The organism is Cruoricaptor ignavus, from assembly GCF_900141665.1.
GTDB classification, from domain to species: Bacteria; Bacteroidota; Bacteroidia; order Flavobacteriales; family Weeksellaceae; genus Cruoricaptor; species Cruoricaptor ignavus.
This window is the reverse complement of the sequence record NZ_FQYI01000004.1, coordinates 132236-155632: the sequence shown is the minus strand read 5'-3', so window position 1 is coordinate 155632 and position 23397 is coordinate 132236. Positions and strand designations below refer to the sequence as shown.

The window sequence follows — 23397 nt, the reverse complement described above, 5'->3', positions numbered from 1 at the left end:
TCATTCCAAATCGTCCCAGAAATCGAAATAATTAAACCATTGCAGCGGATACCTTGCCAGCATCTGCTCAAGATTTTCGGTGTAGGCCTTCAGCAAAGCCTGAGAATCCCGGTGCTTCGCGTTCGCAATTCTCGCGAAAAGATGGTAGTGCAACTTCGGTTCCTTCATTACATAAACGAACGCTACGGGCACTTTCAGGCGGGATGCAATCTGAAACGGGCCTGCCGGAAACTTCGCCGATTTTCCCAGAAATTCTTCTTCCATAAACTTGCTGCCTTCAAAATATCGGTCGCCCGTAAAACACACGATGCCATTTTTCGACAGCGCCTCGCTGATTTCAAAAATGTGGGACATATCATCCTTGATGTAGATGAACTTCGTGGTTTTCGGCCGGTCAGCAAGGCTTTCCAGGTATTCCTTGATGTGGGAATGTTCCTGATCCGTAGTCACGATGTGGATTTGGTAATTGAAATCAATCTCAGAAAAAAACCGCTCGGCAATTTCGAAATTCCCGATGTGTGCGCTGATGAGCACGCCGCCTTTTCCACCTGCCATCATCCGCTGCAGATTTTCAATCCCGTCAAATTCATACGAAAACTGATTCCTCTGCCCTGAGGAAATCGCCGTTTTATCAATAATCGTTTTCCCGAAAACCAGGTAATTTTTATAAACAGAAATTTTCGCTTTTACTTTAGTGAAACCCAACCGGTTATGGAAATAATAAAAAATTGCGCGGTTGCTTTCTTTCAGGAAAAGGAAATAGTATGCCGCTACGAAATACAGCACGCCGTATGCCGAACGGACACCGAAATTTTTAAGGAAAAAGACGAAAATACGGTAGCCGAGAAGTGTGCCGCGCGATTTTCCGTCCCACTTTTTCATAGTGGATTTATGAATTTTTCTGCTGAATTTTCTGCGCTATTGCTTGATAAAAATCTTCAAAAGTTGTGATTTCCTTGAAATCTTTCTCGCCAAACTTCACACCGAAATTGGATTCGATGACTACTACCAGGTCGATATAATCCAGGCTATCCAGCCCAAGCGTTTCGCTGAAGTTGGCATCAGCCGAAATTTCATCGGCATCCACTTCAAACTCGCTTACAAGAAAATCGTTGGCAGTTTGGGCGATTTCTGCTACAGTCATAATTGTCAGTTAAATTTCCTCACGATAATCGACGAGTTCGTACCGCCAAAACCGAAAGAGTTCGACAAAATTACATCAATTTTTTTATTCTGCACTTCTTTTATGATGTTGATTTTTGCCGAAGCTTCGTCCGGATTTTCCAGGTTGATATTCGGCGCCAGAAATCCGTGCTGCATCATCAGCATTGAGTACACGATTTCGCTTGCACCGGCCATCCAGCATTCGTGCCCAGTCATTGATTTTGTGGAACTTACGGGCGTTTTACCACCAAAGATTTCAAAAATCGCGCTCGCTTCATTGCTGTCGCCAATTGGCGTGGAAGTAGCGTGCGCATTGATGTAATCCACCTCATCAGCAGAAATTTTCGCCTGCTCTAGAGAGCGCTGCATAGCCAGTGCAGGGCCGTTCACATTCGGTGTGGAAATGTGGCCACCGTTTGAAGAAAATCCGTAGCCTATGATTTCGCCCAAAATTTTCGCCCCGCGCTTTTGCGCAGATTCCAGGCTTTCGATAATCAGCGTGGCTGCACCGCCGGAAGGCACCAGGCCATCCCTATCCTTATCGAAAGGGCGGGAAGCTTTCGCAGGCTCATCTTCCCTCGTGGAAAAAACGCCCAGGCCATCAAAGCTCGCCATACCGTATTGGTTGGTTTCCTGCGCTCCGCCAGCAATCACCATTTGCTGCAGGCCGTTTTTGATTAAAAGATACGCCAAACCTATTGAGTGTGAGCCACTTGCACAAGCAGCACTGATGGTAAGATTGATGCCCTGCAGCTGAAAAATCGTGGAAAGATTCATCGTTACAGTGGAATTCATCGACTTGAAAATCGCGCCGGAACCAATCAGCGTGGTGTCCTTTTTTTCGCGAACGCAATCAATGGATTCTACCACCGCTTTGGAAACGCTGTCGTTTCCGTACAGAATTCCCGCTTCGTTCTCGCTGAGAAATTCCTGCGAAATCCCTGCCTGCTCCAGCGCCTGCAAAGTTGCAAGGTAGGCATACTCGCTTTCTTCGCCCATGCTTATCCGCTGCCTGCGGTTCAGGAACGGCTTCACATCAGCCTTCGGCACCACTCCTGAAAGCGCCGAGCGAAAGCCGAACTCCTTCCTTTCCGGCAGAAACTGAATTCCGGATTTCCCTTCATACAGCGAATTCTTCACCGCATCCAGCGAAGTGCCAAGGCAAGACCAAATTCCCATCCCGGTGATTACCACCCTGTTTTCCATCCCAGAAAATAGATTTTTTCCTATAATTTTTGTTTATGAATAAATGCCGCCGTTGATATTCACAATTTCGCCCGTAATATACGACGCCTTTTTGGAAGCGAGAAACGAAACTAAATCCGCCACTTCTTCCGCTTCGCCGAAGCGGTGGGCAGGGATCATCGCCTTCATTTCATTTTCATCGAAATCCTGCGTCATATCCGTTTTTATGAAGCCCGGTGCCACGGCATTTACCGTGATGTTCCGCTTTGCAACTTCCTGTGCTAAAGCTTTCGTAGCGCCTACCAGGGCAGCCTTTGCCGCGGAATAATTCACCTGGCCTGGCGTACCTTTCACACCGGAAACCGAGACGATGTTTATAATCCGCCCAAATTTATTCCGCAAAAGTTTTTGGATGAAAAAATTCGTGACATTGAAGAAGCCGCCCAGGCTCACATCCAGCACGCTTTGCCAGTCTTCCTTCGGCATCCACATAAAAAGGCCGTCCCGCGTAATTCCCGCATTATTCACGATGATTTCCACCACGGCATCAGGGTTTTCCTGCTGCCATTTTTCCAGAACGCTATGCGTTTGCTCTGCATTAGAAACATCGAATTTCAGCAGCGTAGCATCACCACCGTTTTCCTGAATTTTCTGCAAAGTTTCTTCCGCCGCAGCATCGTTGGATGTGTAATTCAGCAGGATGTGGTAGCCCAAATCTTCAGCAAGCTTCAGGCTTACCGCCCTGCCAATTCCTCGGGAAGCACCGGTTACAATTGCGCACTTCATCTACTTTACTCTTACAAAATTCTCGGCATTTTCATACCAAACCTTCCCCAAAGTATTGCCCTGCTTATCTATGAAGCCCCACCTTTTATCGCGCTTCACTCTTGCAAGGCCATTTTGGAAGCCTTTCTCTTTTTGCCAGAAGTTGAAATTCACGGAAATATCGTATTCGTGCGGAATTGCCAGCTTTCCGCTTCTATCGATAAAGCCCCAGCTTTTGCTTTTCACAGGCGCCATACCTTCGCTGAAAATTTCCGCATCTTCATAGCGTGGCTCTACCAGCCAATTTCCTTTCGTATCAATGTAGCCCCACTTTTTACCGAGGTAAACCGGCGCAAAACCATCGTTGAAAGACCTTGCCTTATCGTATTTCGCCTCTATTACCCAATCGCTTTTTTTGTCGATGAAGCCAATCTTCCCCAGCCTCTTGGCATAGGTAAAATCGCTGCCGTCGAAATCCCAGATTTTTTCCGCGCCTTCTACCGCATTGAATTTCCCTTTGTACACGGTGCCAAACTGTGCGCCGCGCTTTGCCCAGGTTACGCCGTTGCTGTATTCTCCAATGTCGTCATAATCAAAGTCTACCACGGTTTTCCCCTTATCATCCAGAATTCCCCACCTGTTGTAAAGCTTCGCCCTTGCAAAGCCGTTCATCATCGGCTTTATCTCGTCGTATTTCGCTTCCGCTACGATCTGGCCTTTCGGGTTAATGAGCCCCACTTTGTTTCCGCGCCGAATAACCGCTGTGCCACCCTGAAAGCTGAACAGCTTATCAGTCTGCGGAAATTCCAGCCTTTCACCCTTTCTGTTAATGTAGTAAGAATTCTTGTCTTTCTCCACCAAGGCTACGCCGTCGGAAAACGGATGAGCGTTGGTAAACTGCGGCTCAATTGCCCAGCTGCCTTTCGTATCGATGTAGCCCCACAGCTTGCCGCTCCGTGCAGCAGCAAGGCCATCCGGCGAGAAGCTTTTCGCCGTTTCAAATTTCGCCTCGATGGCTTGGTCGCCCCTTTCGTTGATATAGCCCCACTTATCCCCGATTTTTACAAGGGCAAGGCTGCGCTGCGCTACGGCGAAAACCGAGAGCAGCACCGTGCAGATCAGGATTAACTTTTTCATAATTTAATATTGTGTTTAAGGTGTTGTTTAAGTTTTTCGATGGATGGATAAAGCACCGGGTCATCCGAAAATTTCGGGACGATGCTTCGGATTTCATCGTAAAGATTTTTCGTGGCAGATGAAATTTTGCCGTGGGCATTCAAAAAATCTACAGCCTGTGCTACGGTAACTGCCTGAATTGCAAGCACTTCGAAAGTATTATCGATGACTGTCGCACACATCGTGGCAGCGTTCGTTCCCATACTTACAATATCCTGGTTGTCATTATTGTTCGGGATGGAATGCACATATACCGATGTGGAAAGCGCCTGGTTTTCCGCCGTGGTAGAAACCGCCGTAAACTGCACGCCCTGCATCCCAAAATTGAAACCGAGCTTGCCAAGGTTCATAAACGGCGGGAAAATCTCGTTGATTTTGGAATTCATCAGGTAGTTCAGCTGGCGCTCTGCCAGCAATGAAACGCGTGTAATGGCAAGTTTCAGTTTGTCCATTTCCAAAGCCACATAATCGCCGTGGAAATTTCCACCGTGGTAAACCAGCTCTTCTTCCGGAATGATAATCGGATTATCATTTGCGGAATTTATTTCATTTTCCAGAATTTCTTGCGAAAAATGCAAAGTATCTAAAACTGGGCCTAAAATCTGCGGCACACATCTCAGCGAATAATATTCCTGAACCTTTTGGCTGAAAATCTCCTCGCTGTTTCCAGAAGCGTAAAGATGGTCTTCCCTTCTTCTTACAAGCTTACTATCTTGCAAATGCGAACGCATTTTCTCAGCTATTTTCCGCTGACCTTCGTGAAGTTTTGAATTGTTCAGCTGCTCGGAAAAATAATCGCTGTAAGATTCTACCAGCTCTAAAACCGCACAAGAAAGCTTTAACGATATTTCAATAATTCGCTCAGAATAATGAAGATTCAATATTCCGATACCGCTCATACAGGAAGTGCCGTTCATCAGCCCAAGGCCTTCACGGATGTGAATCTCAATCGGCGTAAGCCCTTCATTATCAAATACTTCTGCCGTCGGCTTTCTTTCACCTTTGTAGAAAACTTCGCCCTCACCTATCAGCACCAAAGCCAGATGAGCAAGCTGCACCAGATCACCGCTTGCACCTACGCTACCGTGCTCAAAAATCAGCGGCGTTATCTCTCTGTTAATCAATTCTTTAAGCAGCAAAATCACGCTGGGATGCACACCCGATTTCCCGAGCGCCAAGGTGTTCAGCCTTGCCAGCATCACGGCTTTTGCCGCCGCTTCGTCCAGCGGTTTCCCGATGCCACCGCAATGACTTCTGATGAGATTGTACTGCAGTTCTTTCTTCTCAAAATCGGCGATGCGGTATTGTGCCATCGGACCAAAACCGGTGTTCACGCCATAAATTACCTTATCATCCGAGAAGCTTTTCAGGAACTCAAAACTACGCTCTACGCGGCGAAGCATCGCATCATCTATCTCAAGTTTTTCACCCTGAACGGCGATGCTGAGAAAATCTTGCAGGCTTAGTTTTCCGCTGAGTTTCATCTTTAAAATTATTGACTCTAAAACATTGTTTCTCAAATGTTTTTGAATACATTTGTGGCGCAAATATAAAATTTTTGCTCAAACCAAAAATTTAAAATCCAATGGAAGAAACGGATGTTCTTGTGATTGGTGCAGGGCCTTCAGGATGCGTGGCTTCATCGTGGCTGCAGCGCAACGGCGTGAAGGTGAAGGTTGTAGAAAAGGCGAAGTTTCCGCGCTTTGTCATCGGTGAAAGCTTGATACCCAGGGTGATGGACCACTTCGATGAAGCTGGGCTTTTCCCGCTGCTTGATGCGCAGGGTTTTGAGAAGAAATTCGGCGCAAGATTCATCCGCGGAAAGGAAATCTGCGTGTTCGATTTCGGTGATAAATTTGGCGAAGGCTGGGATTGGACCTGGCAAGTTCCCAGGGCCGACTTTGACGATACTTTGGCAAAAGCCGCGCAGCAAAATGGCGTGGAAATCGAGTTTGAAACGGAAGTAAAAAATGTGGAATTCCACGGCTCAAATTCCGTGACTACGCTGCGTGATAAGGACGGAAACGAACGGCAAATTCGCGCCAAATTCATTATCGATTCCAGCGGTTACGGTCGTGTTTTGCCGCGGCTTCTCAACCTGGAAATGCCTTCCGTTTTGGATGCGCACTCTTCAGTTTTCACGCACATCAAAGACATCAAGCGGGAAGAAGGTGTGGAAGGCACGCAGATTTCTTTCGATATTCTGGAAACGCAGGTTTGGCTTTGGGTAATTCCGTTTTCTAACGGCAATACAAGCGTTGGCATCGTAGGCCCTACCGATTATATCAACAAACTTTCCGAAAGCGGCGATACTGCGGAAGCGTTGCGGAATGCCATTAAAAAATCTGACTACTATTCAAAGCGTTTCGGCTATTTGGAATTCCTCTTCGAACCGAAAAGGCTTACCAATTATTCCTGCGCTGTGAAGCAGCTTTGCGGCGAAGGCTACGCTCTCACTGGAAATGCCGCGGAATTTCTCGACCCTGTTTTTTCTTCCGGAATGGCCTTCGCTACGGAATCCGGAATGCTTGCAGCGAAGCTTGCAAAGCGCCAGCTGGAAGGCGAAACGGTGGATTGGGAAAAGGAATACGCCGAGCACATCCAGTTTGGCGTGGATGTTTTCCGCACCTATGTTTCGGAATGGTACACCGGAAATCTGCAGAAATTATTCTTCCATCAGCCGGAAAACCCGGACATCAAGCGGAAAATCTGCGCCGTACTTGCTGGCTATGTTTGGAACCGTGAAAATCCGTTCGTTCGCAAGCATAAAAATGCCGTACGGAATTTAGCGATGATGATTGACGCTGGATAAAATTAAAGTTTCTTAGCAATAAACTGCACCAGTTCTTTGGATGTTTTCGCGTAGGCTTCCGCAATTCTGTCATTGTTATTCGGCAGGCCCACATAATTATCGCCCAGCGCGTTTAGGCACTCTATTTCCGCTAGAACTTTTGATGGATTTGCAGTTTCTACAAACTGATGCAGCGTGCTTACCTTGGATGGCTGGCTCATCACGCCGGCAAACCATCCAGGATAAATCCAGGTGGTTTTCACTTTCAGTGTGTATTTCGAATTTACTCCGGTGGCAGCCTTCATTTTTTTCTGATATTTGTTGAAAGACGCTAGAAATTTCTCCGGAATCTGCACGGTTTTCGTGCGCTGCCAATCTTTTTCCCATCTTTCAAATTCCGCTTCGTTCTTATTTTGGGAAATCTCCTTTTTGCGCCTTTCGATGTATTGGCTTTCGCTGATATTCTCTTTGTAGAAAGTCACCTCCGAAAAATCAAACTCCACATTCAGTTCCTGAACATCCTTCAGAAAATCAAGATTTCCGGAAACCAATCTTAGTTTTTGGCCAAAAACCGCAACGCTCAGCAGCAACGCGAAAAACAGAACAAGCTTTTTCATAATTAAGATTAATTAGTTCTCAAATCTACAAAATTTATCGGCTTACGGAATTTCGGATTGAAAACTTTTTTGCTCAAATCTTCGCTGTCACAAATTTCGATTTTTGGCGTCACCCGAAGTTTCGCGCGGAAATGATCCCGAATTTCCAGAAGCAATTCTTCGGAAGCATCTTGTGCTGCGATTTGCACAAGGATTTCATCCGTACCAATTTCGTTGGTTTTAATGCAAATCTGATAAACTTCCACACCGCGAAATCCCGCCAGAATGTCCATCAAAGCCGGTGGATACAGCGTGGTGCCCTTGTATTTTATCATCTGCTGCTTCCGTCCGAGCACCGGTCCCAGCCTCAGCGTCGTTCTTCCGCAGCGGCATTTTTCCGTGTGGGCCTGCACGATGTCGCCGGTTTTGAAACGAAGCAGCGGCACCGCTTCCACACCCAGCGTGGAAATCACGAGTTCGCCGCTTTGCCCTTCAGCTACAGGTTTCCCGGCATCATCCACAATTTCGGTGATGATTAGTTCGGGATGATGATGCCCGCCGTTCTGAAATTCGCATTCGGTGAAAGCGGTGGCCATTTCCGTTGATGCATAGGTTGAGAAAAGCTGGATGTCCCACTTTTCGCGAATTCTTGCCGCCAAGTCAGAATCGCTGAAATCCTGATTTCGCAAACTTTCGCCGATGCAGACCGCACCGTAAACCGAAGAATTTCGGTAATCAATGCCGTGGCTTTCCGCATATTCTATCATTTTCAGAAGGAAGGATGGCACGGTAATCAGCCATTTTGGGCGAAATCTCAGGATGGAATCCCACTGCAGCTCCGGAATTCCTGGCCCCATACGAACAACCCCGGCACCCAGCTTCTGCAGCCCCAGGAAATACGCCATTCCAGCCATAAATCGCTTGTCAATCGTGGTCATCATCTGCACCAAATCGCCCTGCTGCAAACCAGCACAGGCAAAGGACAGCGCTTCGTTGTACGCCAGCCTCTCCAAATCCTTTGCCGAAAGACCAAAGGCTACAGGATCGCCCAGCGTTCCGGAAGTTGTGCTGAAATCCGCCACCTCATTCATCGGGATGCAGAAGAAATCCGCATTGAAATTGTGCAGATCATCCTTCGTGGTAAATGGGATTTTCTGCAAATCTTCCAGTGTTGTAATTTCCTGAATATCAATATTTTGCTCAGTGAAAAGCCTTTGGTAGTAAGGCGATTTTTTCCTAAGATAAATGAGAAGCTCCCGCAGTTTTTCCTCCTGGAAACGCCTGATATTTTCTGGGCTTTCGTACTCTATTCTTGGCCTGAGATTCAAATCAGAATTTTGAGCAAAGGTAAAGGATTAAATTTAGCGGACGGGAATTTTGTTTTTGCTAATTTTACCCTATGAAAATCCTCATTGGCAACGGCCCGAACCTTAATCTTTTGGGAAAACGCGAACCAGAAATTTACGGCAAGGTTTCGATGGACAGCGTTCTGCAAAGTTTGCGCGAAGAATTCCCTTCCGCAGAAATTTATTTTTTTCAAAGCAATTCGGAAGGTGCAATTATCGATCGGCTTCAGCAGGAAGATTTCGATGCGCTCATCATCAATCCCGGCGCTTTCACGCACTATTCCTACGCCATTGCAGATTGCCTGAAAAATATTTCCGTCCCAAAAATTGAGGTGCACATCAGCAACATTTACCAGCGGGAGGAATTCCGCCGGAAATCCGTAACCGCTGAGCATTGCAACGCCGTGCTTTCAGGCTTTGGAACGGATGGCTACAGAATGTCGGTTGAGTTTTTGATGCGTAATATAAAATAACTAAAAGCGAACAGCTAAAAAAATTCCCTCTCATTTCTGAAAGGGAAATTTTTTGCATTTATTCTAAAATTAAATCTGCGGGCCTGCAGCTACCAACCTTTTTGCCTCATCATTGTCGCAGTATTGCTCAAAGTTTTTGATGTACTTCGCCGCAAGGTCTTTCGCTTTCGTTTCCCATTGGGAAGCATCGGCATAGGTAGCTCTGGGGTCAAGAATTCCTTCGGAAACATTCGGAAGTTTCGTAGGGAAAGTCAGGTTCATCACCGGAAGCGTTTCAGTTTCCGCATTGTCGATTGAGCCATCGATAATCGCATCGATAATCGCCCTCGTATCTTTCAAGGAAATCCTTTTTCCGGTACCGTTCCAGCCGGTGTTTACTAGGTAGGCTTTCGCACCGTGCTCCTTCATTTTGCCAATCAAGGTTTTGGAGTACATCGTAGGATGCAGCGTAAGGAAGGCCTCACCGAAAGCCGGCGAGAACGATGGCTGCGGCTCCGTGATGCCTCTTTCCGTACCGGCAAGCTTGGATGTGTAGCCGCAAAGGAAGTGGTACTGCGCCTGATCTTCATCCAGGATGGAAACCGGTGGCAGTACGCCGAACGCATCCGCAGAAAGGTAAACGATTTTCTTTGCGTGGCCAGCCTTGGAAGGCAGCACGATCTTGCTGATGTGGTAGATTGGGTAGGAAACCCTTGTGTTTTCCGTGATGCTGTTATCCGCATAATCGGTTTGGCCATTCTCCTTCACCACTACATTTTCAAGAAGCGCATCACGGCGGATTGCACGGTAGATGTCTGGTTCTTTCTCCTCCGTCAAATCAATTACCTTAGCATAGCAGCCGCCCTCATAGTTGAATACGCCGTGGTCATCCCATCCGTGCTCATCATCGCCAATCAGGTAGCGTTTCGGGTCTGCAGAAAGCGTGGTTTTCCCTGTTCCGGAAAGCCCGAAGAACAGCGCTACATCGCCCTCCTCCCCTACATTGGCAGAGCAGTGCATCGATGCCATACCCTTCAGCGGCAGGTAGTAGTTCATCATCGCGAACATCCCTTTCTTCATTTCGCCGCCATACCAGGTACCGCCAATGATCTGCATTTTCTCGGTAAGGTTGAACATCACGAAGTTCTCGGAATTCAGGCCTTGCTCCTTCCAGTCAGGGTTCGTAGTTTTGGAACCGTTCACCACGATGAAATCCGGCTCGCCGAAATGCTCCAGCTCGTAAAGCGATGGGCGGATGAACATATTCGTTACAAAGTGTGCCTGCCAGGCCACTTCCATTATGAAGCGCACCTTCAGCCTTGTATCAGGGTTGGTACCGCAGAATGCATCTACCACATAAATTTTTGGCGACTTGGAAAGCTGCTCCATCACCAGCTTTTTGCAGTGCTGGAAAACTTCGTTGGTCGTAGGGAAATTCACCTTCCCGTCCCAGTTGATGGTATCCTTCGTCTCGTCGTCTTTTACGATATATCTGTCCTTCGGCGAACGCCCTGTGAAGATTCCGGTTTTCACGGCCACAGCTCCGGATTTCGTTACCGTACCTTTTTCAAAGCCCTGATTTTTCTCGGAAATCTCGTCCTGATAAAGCTTTTCGTAAGTCGGGTTATACACGATTTCCTCATAGCCTGTGATGCCAAGGCTGTCCAGCTGCTGGATGATCTTGATGTTTTTCATAAATTCTGTTTTTCAATGTTTATTCCACAAATTTAACGATAATCACCACCATTTCGGTGATAAAGTTAATGATAAAAATCAGAATTGAAAACAAGAAATTAAAGAATCAGCGCATCCCACTCAAAAATAGTTTTAAAACCTTTGGCGGAAAAATAATGCTGCCAGCCTTCAAATTTTTGGCTCATCACAAAATCACCGCCCCAGGCTCCAAGACTTTTGATGAACGCAGGGCAATCGGCGAAGTGCAGCGCCTTCGCTGTTTTTATTTGCAGAAAGTCCGACAGTTTTCTCTCGTGCGTTTCCATCAGCCGGGAAAATTCTGCCAGAGTTTCCGCCTGATAGATCTTCATCGTTAATTCCGAAAACTCATCCATCAACTGCTGAGATTTTTCTTTCGCACGGTAAAGCCCGATGCCTTCCCTTGAATTTTGCTTTTGGTTTAAATGAATGAAAATCAGCTCGTTACGAAACTCAGGCGAAAATTCCACTTTTTCAATTTCCCTTCCGTTTTCTGAATTTCGGTAAAGAATAGCCGCTTTTTCCATTGCCACGGCAACATCATAACCGCTGCCACCAAGCGATTTTTCGTTGAGCGAAAAGGCATCGGTTCCTGCCCATTTTGAAAGATTGGCCATCAAAGTGGAGCTGCTGCCCAAGCCATAATCCGCAGGAAATTCCAGATTAGTCGTTAAATGATAAGAAGCGTCCGAATGGAATTTTTCCTCTGATAAACGCTGCACAATCCGCAGAACTTTCATTACAAATTCCGCAGCCTCAGGCTTGTTGGTGCGAAGAATTTTCCAGTGCTTGTAATCGATTTCCGCTGAAAGCCAGTCTTTTCCCTGATGCTTCGCCGTCCAGAAAACACTGGAATTCCCGTCCGATTTTTCTTCAGCAAAAAGTTCCTGGCCAGGTTTTGTGGCAACGGCCAATGCCATAGCACCGTCCAAAACCGCATATTCCGAGCTCAGCAGCAATTTTCCAGGCGAGAAGTATCGGGACATATTTTTATAATTATTGGTTGATGATTAATTCGATCAACTTGTCATCCTGCGCTTGTCGAAGGATTTCAACGAAAACATAACAACCGAAATCTTGTGCCGCGATGTTTTTGTGGCTATGTTGCTTAAAACCTATGTCAAAGATTGGAAACCTTGATAAAGGCAGCACCAGCCAATTAACTATCATTTGTCAATCATCATTGACGGATTACGAGCTTGTCGTAGAAACTTCCGGGTCAATTTTCTTAATCAGGCCTTGCAGCGTTTTTCCGGGACCCACCTCCACGAAAATTCCGGCGCCATCTTTTATCATATTCTGCACACTTTGCGTCCACTTCACAGCGCCCGTTAGTTGTGCCACCAGGTTTTTCTGAATTTCTTCCGGATCGGTCACCGCAGTTGTCGTCACATTTTGGTAAACCGGCATCGTAGGCTGGCGGAACTTCGTATTGTAAATGGCCTCTGCCAGTTTATCCTGTGCAGGCTGCATCAGCGGTGAATGGAAGGCACCGTTCACAGGCAGCAGCAGAGCGCGTTTTGCACCGGCAGCCTTCAGCTTTTCGCAGGCTTTTTCCACTGCTGCGGTTTCGCCGGAAATCACCAGCTGACCAGGGCAGTTGTAATTCGCCGGAACCACCACACCTTCCGTTTCCGCGCAGATTTCTTCAACCTTGGAATCTTCCAGACCCAGAATTGCCGCCATCGAAGAAGGGTTGGCATCGCAGGCTTCCTGCATAGCTTCCGCCCTGGCGCAAACTAGTTTCAACCCGTCTTCAAACGAGAGAACGCCGTTGGCAACCAATGCAGAAAATTCGCCGAGAGAATGCCCTGCCACCATTGCAGAACCCAAGGCATTGGCCGCCTTCACGGCTGCAACTGAATGGATGAAAATGGCAGGCTGAGTGACCCTTGTTTGCCGAAGCTCTTCATCCGTTCCACTGAACATTATGGAAAGAATATCAAAACCAAGGATTTCATTGCCAAAATCCATCAAATCTTTCACATCTTTACGGGAATCGTAAAGTTCCTTGCCCATTCCTACAAATTGCGAACCTTGGCCAGGAAAAACTAAAGCTTTCTTCATATCAATTTCATTCTCGCCGAAATTACGGCTTTGCTATGGCACCAGCCTTACCACCCTGTATCCAGTGTTGATGTAGGCACCATTGTTTTTTGCACGCACAAATTCAAATTTCGTGGCAAGCTGAGTTTGCGGCTTGTTCATCTGGCGGAAAATTTCGCCGCGGCTATTTTCTCGTGATAGCATATCGTTTACCACATCGAAGCCAATTACCGCATATTTCGGCGGCGCCTTGCAATATTTCGCGCGGTAATCCGCCAGAACTTCCTTCTCAAAACTTGAGTCGCCGGAAATTTTTCTGTCCATTAAATATACGAAATTCGCCTGACTAAGCGCATCTACCTTCTTCTCAAAAACCGGGCTGTAATACATACTGAACGCCTTCACGCCGGAAGTTTCCTTCGTAAGGCTGATGACCTTATCCGCAAAAGCATTGCCCACGCTGTCGCTGGAATTCGCAAGAACTGCGATAACGGGCGCATTCTGCCCAGTCATCATATTTTTTTCCGGCTGAATTTCATTCGGCGAATTCACGATTTCAACCTGCGGATTTTTCAGCAGTTTTTCCAAATCGGATTTTATGAAATCCGCATACTTCCTGTCTTTATCCGCCACGATGAAAATTTTCTGCCCATTGTACGCATCCTTCACCTCCCTGATGATGCGCTGTGCATAAACTTCGTCGCTTGTTTCCACGATAATCAGGTTGCTGTAGCCGTACAGATCTTCCGAATTGGCGAAAGGTGCCACCACAGGAATTTTCTTGGGCCCTACAAAATCCAGCACTTCCTTCACATTGCTTTTGAAGAACGGCCCTATAATCAGGTCGGTATTATTTTGATTCAGCTGAGAAAGCGCGTTTTTAAAATTCGCTTCGTTGCCGGCATCTATCACACGGATGTCCAGCTTCATACCCTGCCTTGCATTGCGCTCGATGGCAAGCTTTGCGCCGGAAAGGAAATCTGTGGCTATGCCGCGCATTTTCGTATCCTTCGTATCGAAGCCGAAAGGCAGCATTAGCACCACGCTCAGTGCATCGCCAGAGGTTTTCACATAGGCAGCCTCCGCTTTTTTAATGCGCAAAACCATCCCTGCTTTCAGGCCTTTGGTAACATCAGGATTCAGCGTGAGCAAATCATCCAAATCTATTTGGTAGCGGTTCAGGATTCCGAAAACCGTATCGCCATCACGCACTGTGTAGGTTACGAATTCATCACCCGGCAATTTTGCGACATTGCTTGAGTGGCTTGTCGAAGGATTTTGCACTAAGTTCTTGGCGTCGCCTTTTACCACGATAACATCGCCTGGCTGAAGACCCTTCGCTTCCAATCCTGGATTCATCGCGAAAAGCTGCTGCTGCGTAATGCCAAACTGCTTGGTAATCCTGTAATAATTGTCCTTCGGCTGAACGGTGTAGGTGTCGGACTCCGGCGCAGAGACCGTGGTAGTGGTGGTGGATACCGTGGTAGAGCGTACCTCTTGCCCCGGCAGAGCGTATTTTTTTAAGTTTTCCAATGGCAGTACCACTTCTTCCCCAACCTTCATCTGAAGATTAGGATTCAGCTTCCTCACCTCTTCCTCGGAAATGTGGTATTGCTTGGTAATGCCGTACAAGGTCTGCTTTGGCTGAAGCACAATGGTGCCAGTGGCGGTAGTTTTTACCGAAGTTTTCTGAACATTTGTGCCTGCTGAACCAGCCTTGCCCTGGCTAATGACCAGCACTTCGCCAATTTGCAGCTTGCCATCTTTCGCCGAAGGATTCAGGCGGATAAGTTCGTTTAGGGAAATATTATGCTGCCGTGCAATGGTGGTGGGGTTATCACCAGCCTTCACGGTATAAGTCCTTTGCGCAGCGGCCGTTCCGAAGATTGCCAGCGCAGAAAGTGCTAAAAACTTCTTTATCATCTTTCGGGTGTGAGCCACAAAAGTAATGCTTTCCGATTAAATCTGCATAATTGAAAGCTTCGGGCTTTCCACATCGATTGCAGAATACGCCGCATCGAAAAACGCCCTGCCCTCATCGGCGAAAAACTCGCTGAAATTCCAGCTTCTTTCCTGCCATATTTTTCCAGGATGCACTTCCTGATAAAGCCTTTCGAGCATTTCCACCTTCTCTCCTTCCTTGATTTTTTCCGCACGAAGCAGTCGCTTCTTCATCCGCTCGAAAGATTTTAACTGCCGCTTTTGTTCCGCTGCCACAAGGTTTCTGAACGACACATCCGTAAGTTCAGATTTTTCCATCAAAACTTGAAAAGATTCTTCCACTTTTTTCTGCTGATTTTCAATTTCATCAGAAAGCGGCTGTTCTTTAAGCAAATCCTCAAAAACCTTTTGGTTAAAATCACCGAAGAAATCTTTTAATTGCAAGTCCGTTTTTTCAATTTTCCTGAAAGTTTTTTCGGTAAGGAAAAGCAGCGAATTTCTAGGAATTAAAACCGGAAAAGGCAAACCGATTTCCGAGAAGAAATCCCGCATTTCCAGCCAGTATGCAACTTCCGCATTTCCACCGATGTAAGCGATGTTCGGCAAAATCGTTTCCTGATAAACCGGCCGAAGCAAAGCGTTCGGGCTGAATTTTTCGGGATGATTTTCCAGCGCATTCAGGATTTCTTCACGGGAAAATTTTTGCCTGGTTTCCGATAGTACGAAATCATCGCCGAAAGCATCAATCCTCTCCCGATTTTCACCCAGGTAAAAAAGGTTGATTTCCCGCGGATTCACCTGAACCTTGCCGTACTTTTCACGAAGGATTTCCACGCGTTTTTCCGTACTTTTCAGCACGGCATTTTCCAGCAATTCCTGGCGGAAAACTGGCTCTGCCAAAGCCTTCAGCGCAGCATCATCACCATCCACAATCAGCAATCCGTACTCGGAAAAAAGGCCGTTCACCAAATGCCGCGTAGCATCGGCCAAAGTGCCTCCGGAAACATAGGCCTGCTGCATTCTTCGAATGAGTTCTTCGCCGAAAATTCTATCCTGAAAATCCCGCCGAAATTCTTCCGCAAAAGACAAATCTTCCACGATGATTTTGCCAACAGCCTTGCCGCTTTCTGAGCTAAACTGGTAAAAATTCTGCTTCGTTTGGAAATGATTGATTTCGTCAAAATCGTGGTCTTCCGATGCCATCCAAAACAGCGGAACAAATTGATTTTCAGGGAATTGCTTCCGAAGCCAGTTTGCAGTTTTTACAGTTTGCAGAATTTTGTAGATGAAGAAAACAGGCCCGGTAAATAAATTCAGTTGATGACCTGTGGTTACAGTAAAGCAATTTTCATCGCCTAAAATCTTCAGATTATTTTGCTGCAAATCACTCAGGCTCAATGCTTTATTCTGTTCAAGCAAAACCTGCTTCAAAGTTTCACGGTGATGTTTCGGATAGCTTTCCGATTTCTGCTGAATGATTTTTGCAAAATTCTCTTCACAAAACTTAAACTGCTGAGAATCAGAAAGTTCACCTGAAATAAAATCCTTCACAATTTTTGGAACGGAAGGAATTTCAGAAAACGGAATCTGCTCTATCTGCCTCATTATCAACTAAATAGATTCCAAACAATGCCGATGTTCACGCGGAAATCATACAGCGGATAATAGGGCGCCGTGTAGTTTCGGTTTCGCGAAAAAGTGGTGATCAAGTTCTGCCCTTCAATGAAGAATTGCATCGTCTTTACGCGCATATTCAGGTACGCATCCACAACAGGCCGGCCTCCAACGGAGTAACCTCGGCGCGCCATCACAAACTCATTCAGCAGCGGCGAGTACTCCCTGGAATCAAAATTTGTGAAGTAATAGACCTTTATCCCCCCCATGAGCTCCGCGGCACGGCGGAATGCCCAGGTCTGATAATAAAGATTGCCGCGCCCGATAAATTTCGGAACAGGATAAACCTCCCTCGCTCCCCCGTGATTCTGGAACAGCAGCCTGCCGTTCAGGTGGAATTTTTTGTAATCAAGAGTCGCATCGGCACCCAACTGCAAGACAGTCAGCGCGTCACTACTCTGCCATGGTTGAAGTTCGGCATCCCAATAGGCCAGGTTATCCACACGGAAAAATTTCGCAAACAATTGAGAATTAAACCATTGCAAACCAACGGAGCCGCCAATTTCCAGCAGATTTTCATTCTTAAAATCGGTGATGTTATAATTGCCTGGCAAAACTGCGGTGGAATTCACCAACCAATTGAAACTCGGCGCAGCGCTCTGATAATTTAGTGATGCTTCAAGACTGTAATCTTCGAAAATTTTTAATCCAAGCTCATTCCGCGACTGCAGAAAATTCCCGAAAAATTCCCCGTTCGAAAATTCCAGCCGGGAACGAAGGTTTGCTTCGTTCCACGGACTAATGCGCAAGCTGCCAACTACTCCAATCCTGTTTTCTTTCTTTTCTGCATCAGGCGCCCCCGTGAGCTCCACATCCCGGTAGCCGAGCTGCAGGTTGCGGAAGCGGATGCCTGCGTCTGCGGAAAATTTTTCTCTTTCAAAAACTGCCGAGACAGTATTGCTGAAATCCCGTGCAAACTTTTTGGATTCTAGCGCAAGCCCATCTGTAGCGTTGGGGCTGAGTGTTTTCCAATCGTCAGCGCTAAGGTTCAGGCGGTAATCATCGCCCTGATAATAGATGCGGTGCCGGATTCCAAGTCCGTTGGCTCCAAACGGACGCAGCGCGTGGCTCAGGTAAGCCCTTTTGGATGTGTAATCCGACCAGGTACCGCTGAGCAATACCTCGAGATTTTCGCGGTTTCGGAACCTGGAATCGTTTTCTTCGAACAAGTCAGGATCGGCAATACCACCATATTCCTCTGCCTTTATTTTATGGGAAACAAAATGAGCAAATGCCTCATAGCTTCGGTTCTTGGTAAAATAATGACCAGAAAATAGGAAATGCGAATTCTGTGTAAGGCTGTTCTGGTAAAGCCCTTTTGAGCGCAAACCGGAGTATTCCACCGCGAGATTAAGGTTGCTGCCGAAGTTCTGCGTATAGGTGGCTTTTAGTGCTCCGCCATCCCGCACGCCGCTGTGGAAAACGAAACTTGTGGTGGGCGTTTTTACATCATAATAATCAATGTCTTCCGCGGTGAGGATGCGGTAGCGTTTGTTGCCTGGCAGCAGGCTCAGGGCCTGGGCGGGTTTGTATTCAAAAAACAAATCCTGGAATCCCGCGCCTATGTTGGCAAAGCGGATTCTTCCGAAATTATCGGTATTGTTGTACTGTGTAAAGCGGTAATACTTCTGTACGGTGAAGGAGGTATCGAAGGGTTTGAAATCCGAAAACTCGGTGCGGTGGCGATAATCCTCGATGGTTGGGCGGAAAATTTTTGCAGAATCCTTCCTGCCATTGTCTATGATGAGGGTATCGCGAACAGCCGGCAGCCGATTGGAATCCGTCTTATTGACGACTTGTGCCGGAAGCAATGCCGCAAAAAAAAACAATAGCCAACAGAAATACCTCATCAGAAAGATTAGACTGCAAAACTATTGAAAATTTCGGTAAAAGGGCAAAAAACCTATCGCCATGGCAATGACAAAAAACCCCGCGGATTGCGGGGTTTTATAGATTATTAATTAGATATATGAGGGTTATTGTTGATTTCCGCTTGCGGAATTTTTAGGTAAAGCCTCTTATCGTTGTAAGGGATTTGCTGTCCCACGAAGTAGAGGTGATTAGGACCTCTATTAATAGTGCCTCTATTTCTCTTAAGAGCATAATAACTCTTTCCTTCACCCCAAAGTTCTATGCGTGTCTGAAAGTTTATTTCCTTCAACAAAGCTGCACCAGAAAGTGTGTCAATAAGAGCCAGTTTAGAGCTATCGCTATACCGCTCGGCAAGTAACTTCTTAAGAACTATTTTGGCTTGCGCTTCCTGACCAGTTTTGGCAAGAGACTCTGCCGCAAGCAGATAAAACTCATCCACACGCATAAAGACATAATCTGTCACGATATTTCTCTGACCCTGTATTTCGCGCTGCGGAGTGTAGAATTTATTTGCTGGAACTGCCTCATAATCGCCAGGTTGATCTGCATCAGATAATTTTAACGATCCATCTTTGTTTTCTGTAACAGTAACGAACTGATTTTTGCGCACATCATATGATGGAATTTCTGCCCAAAGATTTAGGTCAATTGATTTATAATCTCCTACAGCAGCATAAGAGTAGGTGAAAATATCAGCCTGCCCCCACCAACTTACTAAATCAAGGTCATTGGCTTCAGTGATATCAAAGCCCCACATCCAGCTTTCAGTATTGATATTATTAAAGCCCCCTTTCTGGAATGCAGGATCGTATGCCTGTTCCTTCTTAGTAAGCGGAAAACCACCTTTCTGAACAATGTCCAAAGAAGCTTTTGCAGCATTTGTATAATCACCAGTCGCGGCATATGCATAAGCAAGGAGACCTTCTGCAACAAATTTATTTACAACGCCCTTGTTCGGTCTGGAATAACCTTCCAAAAGCGCTACCGCTTCATTTAAATCTTTAATGATCTGTGCATAGACTTCAGATTGCTTTGCCGTGGGCTGAGCAGCTACGCTTGTAGAAGTGTAAAGAGGCACCCCGTCCCCTGAAGCATCGTAAGCCGGTGTATAGAATTGCATCAAGTTAAAATATGCATAGGCTCTCATTGCTTTGGCCTGACCCATTGCATATTTATCATTTACGCTTGTCACTGTAGCATCATTGCCTCCTAAACCAGCAATTACATCATTGGCAGCATATGCAATTCTATAATAATACCTCCAAGGTTTATAGTTTACTAGGTTTGTGTAATCCGCCGTACCATTAAGCCTAGAGAATTGGCTGTACCAACCATAAGTTTCAGCAGAAAGCACCATATCGCTGGAAAGAAGGTCAGAGTAAATATCGTAACCTTTCTGTCCGAAATCATCATGGTTTTTAGTACCCCCGGTACCTGTATTCACCATCATAAGGTACAAACCGTTCAGCTTGGATTGTGCATCTGGGTTTGCTAGGGTTTCCGTTGGTTCACTTTCCAGAAATTCATCGCGACAAGAGTTCAAAGAAACTAAAGCACCAAGGAGCGAGCCTAATATTATAAGTTTTTTCATTTCTGTATAAAATTTTAGAAGTTAAGTTTAGCACCGAAAGTTACAGTAGAAAGTGGAGAATATCTGTAGGTATCGCTGCCTCCGGTTTCAGAAGTAGTAGGATTGAAGCCTTTTCGTTTAGTATTTATCCAAAGGTTATCTCCAGATACAGAAAGCTCAAGACCATTCAGCCCCCAGCCTTCTAAGAATTGGCTTGGCAATCTATAAGCAACGCGTGCGTTATTAAGTACGATATAGTCTGATTTTGTAAGGAATCTTGTAGATCGGCTGGAGAAATTATTGTCACCTGAATGGTTATTTGATAACCTAGGGACATCGGTTAAATCCCCTGGCTTCTGCCATCTATTCAGAATATCTTGGTGCCAATTGTTCCCACCAATCTTACCATTTCCCATCAAACCAGCATAGACATAATCATAGGAATAACCGCCGATGCCATAAAGGAACTGCACACCTACAGATATCGATTTATAACCGGTATTTACAGAGAACGCGCCCCGGAAATCAGGGATTGCAGATTTACCAACGAACTTTTGAGTTGCCATCGCATAGTTTGTGGTAATAGTTTCTGCCACAGCAACATTTGGATTGGCGGCCTGGAACTCATATAGAGACAGTATAGCATTATCTACGCCTGCATCAAATTTTCCGTTGTTATTGGTATCTACATAGTTCATCACCCACTGAGCTGCCCCAGTATCCGGATTTACTCCAGCCCATTCTCTCAGGTAGTAATCATAGATGGAATGGCCTTTTGCTCTACCAAAGCCACCCTCAGAAAGATCAATGATTTTTTCCTTACCGGTAGTATCATCGATTGGCATTTTGGTAAGTTTATTTTTAAGAGTTTCACCATTGAAACTTAGATCGAAGAAGAAATCTCCTTTGTTTACAAGATGTGCGTTAAGAGTGAATTCCCATCCCTGGTTTTCGAGTTGGCCGTCGTTGGCCTTCAGAATCGCATTACCTGTAGAAGGCGCGAGGCGCTTATCAAATATCAGGTTATCAGTTGTTTTCTTATAATAATCCACTGTACCGTCAATTACGCGATTTTTCAGAAGCCCGAATTCCAGACCCGCTTGGAAGATTTTGGATTTTTCCCAAGTTAAGTCAGGGTAACCAATCCTATCAAAAGCCGCTCCTGGCAGCCCCATGAAATTACCAGCATTGTAAACATTATAACCAGGATAGAAGCCTACACCCGCTTGATCACCAACTGTACCATAGCTGGATTTAAGCTTCAGCATGTTGAATGCGGAATTATCCTTCATGAAATCCTCTTTCGAAATTACCCAGCCTGCACCTACGGAGTAGAAGGTATCCCATTTATCATTAAGGAATCTGGAAGAACCATCCCTACGGACACTCGCAGAAAGGAGGTATTTGTTGCTGTAATCATACAAGAGCTGACCAAAGTAACTTTCTAGAGAATAATTATCTTCATAAGAGTAAGCTGGATTCTGGTTTATAGCATTATTCAACTCCTTACCGTCAGGTATTACTAGACCGTTTTTTGATACGGATAGGAAGTTACGCTTCCAGTCGGTAGTTTCGTGTGCTGCAAAGACCTGCAATCCGTGATTATCAAAGCGGTTCATATATCTAAGCAACTGAAGCCAGTTCCAAGAAAAGAGTTCAGTTCTTGTTTTGTAAAGGGAACCATTTTGCGAAGCAGAACTACCATAATATGGGTTGCCAAACCAGTTACGGCTATTATTAAAATACTGGCCTCCCAAACGAGTTTCAAAACTAAGTCCTTTTACTATATCTGCCTTTAGGAAGAAGTTCGAGTTTAGCTCGTGCTTTTTATAATTGTCAATGCCATAGGTAGCGTCTGCAATAGCGTTGGTAAGCGCACCAAATCCGCGGCCTGCACCGTAGTCATACTGGTAGCCCCCGTAGTAAGGGTCTGCCACTTTATTTCCCTTGGCATCTCTTAAGAACAGAGGATAGATGGATGGGATATTATCAACAAACCAGAATACACTTCCGCTGTTTTCGGATTGTCCATTTCTATCAGCATTGGTGTAAGCATAACCCATGTTGAACTCACCCTTCAGCCAAGGACGCGCCTGGTGGCCAACATTCAGACGGCCGCTATAGCGCTCATATTTTGAGTTGATACTATAGCCAACATCCTTAAGATAACCGATACCGGAATAGTAAGTTGTTTTTCCAGAACCCCCACTGATGCTGAGATTGTTCTCATTCCGCATCGAAGTCTGGAAAGCATAATCTTCCCAATTTTCAGGGTCATATTTTCTTGTAATACCCGGGCGCACTGTTCTGGTAGCGGGATCAATAAGTTCCGCTCCCGTTGCGTTCCACATATTATATTTAGCATTAATACCCCGGCTGCTGAACAGATTGGCGTTCGCATATGCAACAGGATCCACCGCCTTAGCTGGATTTGCCTGATTCATCAGCATGCGCTGGTTATAAAGCGCCTCCCAGGCAAGCCCGATATACTGCTCCGGGTTGTTGATGGTTTCATAGCGCGGAAGAAATGCGCCGTTGAAACCGATCTTAGATTCTACTTGCACAACATCGCGGTTTGCGCGGCCTTTTTTGGTCGTAATCAAAACAACACCATTCGCTCCCCTGGAACCGTAGATCGCAGTAGAAGTAGCGTCCTTAAGGACATTCATACTCTCGATATCGTCCGGATTAATGGATGCTACATTCCCGCTGAATGGCACACCATCCAACACATAAAGCGGAGCCCTGTTACCACTCACGGAACCGAAGCCTCGCACGCGGATCACAGGATCCGAACCCGGCTGACCGGAGTTCGTAATTACTCGCACACCAGCAGCCTCACCGGTAAGAGCCTGCGCTACATTGGAGACATTCTTCTTGCTGATGTCCTCACTCTTAACTTTGGAAACTGATCCAACAAAATCTTCTTTTTTAACCGCAGTATAACCAACGATTACGACTTCATCAATTTCCTTAGTCTTTACAGAATCCCGCACCTGTGCAGAAAGCACCCCTCCACCAAGGAAGAATACTACCCCGGCACCTAGTGCTTTTATTCTTACATTCATATTAACAGTTTTTAATATTTGAGTTAGCAAATATGTTA

General features: G+C 46.0%; 18 protein-coding genes. 2 read left to right on the top strand and 16 right to left on the bottom strand.

What is annotated here, in order from left to right; genetic code table 11:
- The 6 genes from BUB43_RS05870 to BUB43_RS05845 are packed head-to-tail and all read right to left on the bottom strand — an operon-like array spanning position 1 to position 5774.
- On the bottom strand, positions 1 to 882 hold the full coding sequence (locus BUB43_RS05870) for an LpxL/LpxP family acyltransferase (protein WP_073179200.1): 882 nt from the start codon (positions 880 to 882) through the stop codon (positions 1 to 3).
- 7 nt (positions 883 to 889) lie between these two features.
- Positions 890 to 1144, bottom strand: a complete 255-nt coding sequence (locus BUB43_RS05865) for an acyl carrier protein (RefSeq protein ID WP_073179199.1) — start codon at positions 1142 to 1144, stop codon at positions 890 to 892.
- Positions 1145 to 1149: 5 nt separating this feature from the next.
- The gene (locus BUB43_RS05860) at positions 1150 to 2370 is read right to left on the bottom strand and encodes a beta-ketoacyl-[acyl-carrier-protein] synthase family protein (protein WP_073179197.1); all 1221 of its coding nucleotides are present in this window, start codon (positions 2368 to 2370) and stop codon (positions 1150 to 1152) included.
- A 33-nt stretch (positions 2371 to 2403) separates the two neighbouring features.
- Positions 2404 to 3135 carry a flexirubin biosynthesis SDR family reductase FlxB gene (fabG, locus tag BUB43_RS05855; protein ID WP_073179195.1) on the bottom strand — a complete coding sequence of 244 codons (732 nt, stop codon included), beginning with the start codon at positions 3133 to 3135 and terminating at the stop codon, positions 2404 to 2406.
- Positions 3136 to 4251, bottom strand: a complete 1116-nt coding sequence (locus BUB43_RS05850) for a WG repeat-containing protein (RefSeq protein ID WP_073179194.1) — start codon at positions 4249 to 4251, stop codon at positions 3136 to 3138.
- On the bottom strand, positions 4248 to 5774 hold the full coding sequence (locus BUB43_RS05845; RefSeq protein WP_073179192.1) for a flexirubin biosynthesis tyrosine ammonia-lyase FlxA: 1527 nt from the start codon (positions 5772 to 5774) through the stop codon (positions 4248 to 4250). Before BUB43_RS05845 ends, BUB43_RS05850 begins: the two co-directional genes overlap by 4 nt.
- Positions 5775 to 5875: 101 nt before the next feature.
- Between BUB43_RS05845 and BUB43_RS05840 the strand changes: the two genes are divergently transcribed.
- The gene (locus tag BUB43_RS05840; protein ID WP_073179190.1) at positions 5876 to 7102 is read left to right on the top strand and encodes an NAD(P)/FAD-dependent oxidoreductase; all 1227 of its coding nucleotides are present in this window, start codon (positions 5876 to 5878) and stop codon (positions 7100 to 7102) included.
- Between the two features lie 2 nt (positions 7103 to 7104).
- Here the strand turns inward: BUB43_RS05840 and BUB43_RS05835 are convergent, their stop codons facing one another.
- Entirely contained in the window at positions 7105 to 7698 is a 594-nt protein-coding gene (locus BUB43_RS05835) for a hypothetical protein (protein WP_073179189.1), read from the bottom strand.
- Positions 7699 to 7706: 8 nt separating this feature from the next.
- Positions 7707 to 9005, bottom strand: coding sequence for a flexirubin biosynthesis putative acyl-CoA ligase FlxY (locus BUB43_RS05830; protein ID WP_073179187.1), 1299 nt, complete (start codon positions 9003 to 9005; stop codon positions 7707 to 7709).
- Positions 9006 to 9076: 71 nt separating this feature from the next.
- On the opposite strand from BUB43_RS05830, the gene aroQ reads away from it, so the two are divergent.
- A complete protein-coding gene (gene aroQ, locus BUB43_RS05825) occupies positions 9077 to 9496 on the top strand; it encodes a type II 3-dehydroquinate dehydratase (RefSeq protein ID WP_073179185.1) in 420 nt (139 codons plus the stop codon).
- Between the two features lie 69 nt (positions 9497 to 9565).
- On the opposite strand, the gene pckA is transcribed toward aroQ, so the two are convergent.
- The 8 genes from pckA to BUB43_RS05785 form a co-directional block, all read right to left on the bottom strand.
- The gene (gene pckA / locus BUB43_RS05820; protein ID WP_073179184.1) at positions 9566 to 11170 is read right to left on the bottom strand and encodes a phosphoenolpyruvate carboxykinase (ATP); all 1605 of its coding nucleotides are present in this window, start codon (positions 11168 to 11170) and stop codon (positions 9566 to 9568) included.
- Positions 11171 to 11268: 98 nt separating this feature from the next.
- The gene (locus tag BUB43_RS05815) at positions 11269 to 12174 is read right to left on the bottom strand and encodes a GYDIA family GHMP kinase (protein ID WP_073179182.1); all 906 of its coding nucleotides are present in this window, start codon (positions 12172 to 12174) and stop codon (positions 11269 to 11271) included.
- Between the two features lie 205 nt (positions 12175 to 12379).
- A complete protein-coding gene (gene fabD, locus BUB43_RS05810) occupies positions 12380 to 13255 on the bottom strand; it encodes an ACP S-malonyltransferase (protein WP_073179180.1) in 876 nt (291 codons plus the stop codon).
- Positions 13256 to 13288: 33 nt separating this feature from the next.
- A complete protein-coding gene (locus BUB43_RS05805) occupies positions 13289 to 15157 on the bottom strand; it encodes a LysM peptidoglycan-binding domain-containing protein (protein WP_143154047.1) in 1869 nt (622 codons plus the stop codon).
- 36 nt (positions 15158 to 15193) lie between these two features.
- Positions 15194 to 16780, bottom strand: a complete 1587-nt coding sequence (bshC, locus tag BUB43_RS05800; RefSeq protein ID WP_073179178.1) for a bacillithiol biosynthesis cysteine-adding enzyme BshC — start codon at positions 16778 to 16780, stop codon at positions 15194 to 15196.
- Between the two features lie 2 nt (positions 16781 to 16782).
- The gene (locus BUB43_RS05795; protein ID WP_073179177.1) at positions 16783 to 18699 is read right to left on the bottom strand and encodes a putative porin; all 1917 of its coding nucleotides are present in this window, start codon (positions 18697 to 18699) and stop codon (positions 16783 to 16785) included.
- Between the two features lie 107 nt (positions 18700 to 18806).
- Entirely contained in the window at positions 18807 to 20312 is a 1506-nt protein-coding gene (locus BUB43_RS05790) for a RagB/SusD family nutrient uptake outer membrane protein (protein ID WP_073179175.1), read from the bottom strand.
- Positions 20313 to 20326: 14 nt separating this feature from the next.
- A complete protein-coding gene (locus tag BUB43_RS05785; RefSeq protein ID WP_073179173.1) occupies positions 20327 to 23359 on the bottom strand; it encodes a SusC/RagA family TonB-linked outer membrane protein in 3033 nt (1010 codons plus the stop codon).
- Positions 23360 to 23397 lie beyond the last annotated feature (38 nt).

Bases quoted from the DNA above. Each gene is read 5' to 3' on its own strand.
- BUB43_RS05845 (WP_073179192.1), bottom strand. From the start codon at position 5,774: ATGAAACTCAGCGGAAAACTAAGCCTGCAAGATTTTCTCAGCATCGCC.
- BUB43_RS05835 (WP_073179189.1), bottom strand. From the start codon at position 7,698: ATGAAAAAGCTTGTTCTGTTTTTCGCGTTGCTGCTGAGCGTTGCGGTT.
- BUB43_RS05860 (WP_073179197.1), bottom strand. From the start codon at position 2,370: ATGGAAAACAGGGTGGTAATCACCGGGATGGGAATTTGGTCTTGCCTT.
- BUB43_RS05785 (WP_073179173.1), bottom strand. From the start codon at position 23,359: ATGAATGTAAGAATAAAAGCACTAGGTGCCGGGGTAGTATTCTTCCTT.
- pckA (WP_073179184.1), bottom strand. From the start codon at position 11,170: ATGAAAAACATCAAGATCATCCAGCAGCTGGACAGCCTTGGCATCACA.
- BUB43_RS05795 (WP_073179177.1), bottom strand. From the start codon at position 18,699: ATGAGGTATTTCTGTTGGCTATTGTTTTTTTTTGCGGCATTGCTTCCG.
- BUB43_RS05815 (WP_073179182.1), bottom strand. From the start codon at position 12,174: ATGTCCCGATACTTCTCGCCTGGAAAATTGCTGCTGAGCTCGGAATAT.
- BUB43_RS05850 (WP_073179194.1), bottom strand. From the start codon at position 4,251: ATGAAAAAGTTAATCCTGATCTGCACGGTGCTGCTCTCGGTTTTCGCC.
- BUB43_RS05865 (WP_073179199.1), bottom strand. From the start codon at position 1,144: ATGACTGTAGCAGAAATCGCCCAAACTGCCAACGATTTTCTTGTAAGC.
- BUB43_RS05790 (WP_073179175.1), bottom strand. From the start codon at position 20,312: ATGAAAAAACTTATAATATTAGGCTCGCTCCTTGGTGCTTTAGTTTCT.
- BUB43_RS05805 (WP_143154047.1), bottom strand. From the start codon at position 15,157: ATGATAAAGAAGTTTTTAGCACTTTCTGCGCTGGCAATCTTCGGAACG.
- fabG (WP_073179195.1), bottom strand. From the start codon at position 3,135: ATGAAGTGCGCAATTGTAACCGGTGCTTCCCGAGGAATTGGCAGGGCG.
- BUB43_RS05870 (WP_073179200.1), bottom strand. From the start codon at position 882: ATGAAAAAGTGGGACGGAAAATCGCGCGGCACACTTCTCGGCTACCGT.
- fabD (WP_073179180.1), bottom strand. From the start codon at position 13,255: ATGAAGAAAGCTTTAGTTTTTCCTGGCCAAGGTTCGCAATTTGTAGGA.
- aroQ (WP_073179185.1), top strand. From the start codon at position 9,077: ATGAAAATCCTCATTGGCAACGGCCCGAACCTTAATCTTTTGGGAAAA.
- bshC (WP_073179178.1), bottom strand. From the start codon at position 16,780: ATGAGGCAGATAGAGCAGATTCCGTTTTCTGAAATTCCTTCCGTTCCA.
- BUB43_RS05840 (WP_073179190.1), top strand. From the start codon at position 5,876: ATGGAAGAAACGGATGTTCTTGTGATTGGTGCAGGGCCTTCAGGATGC.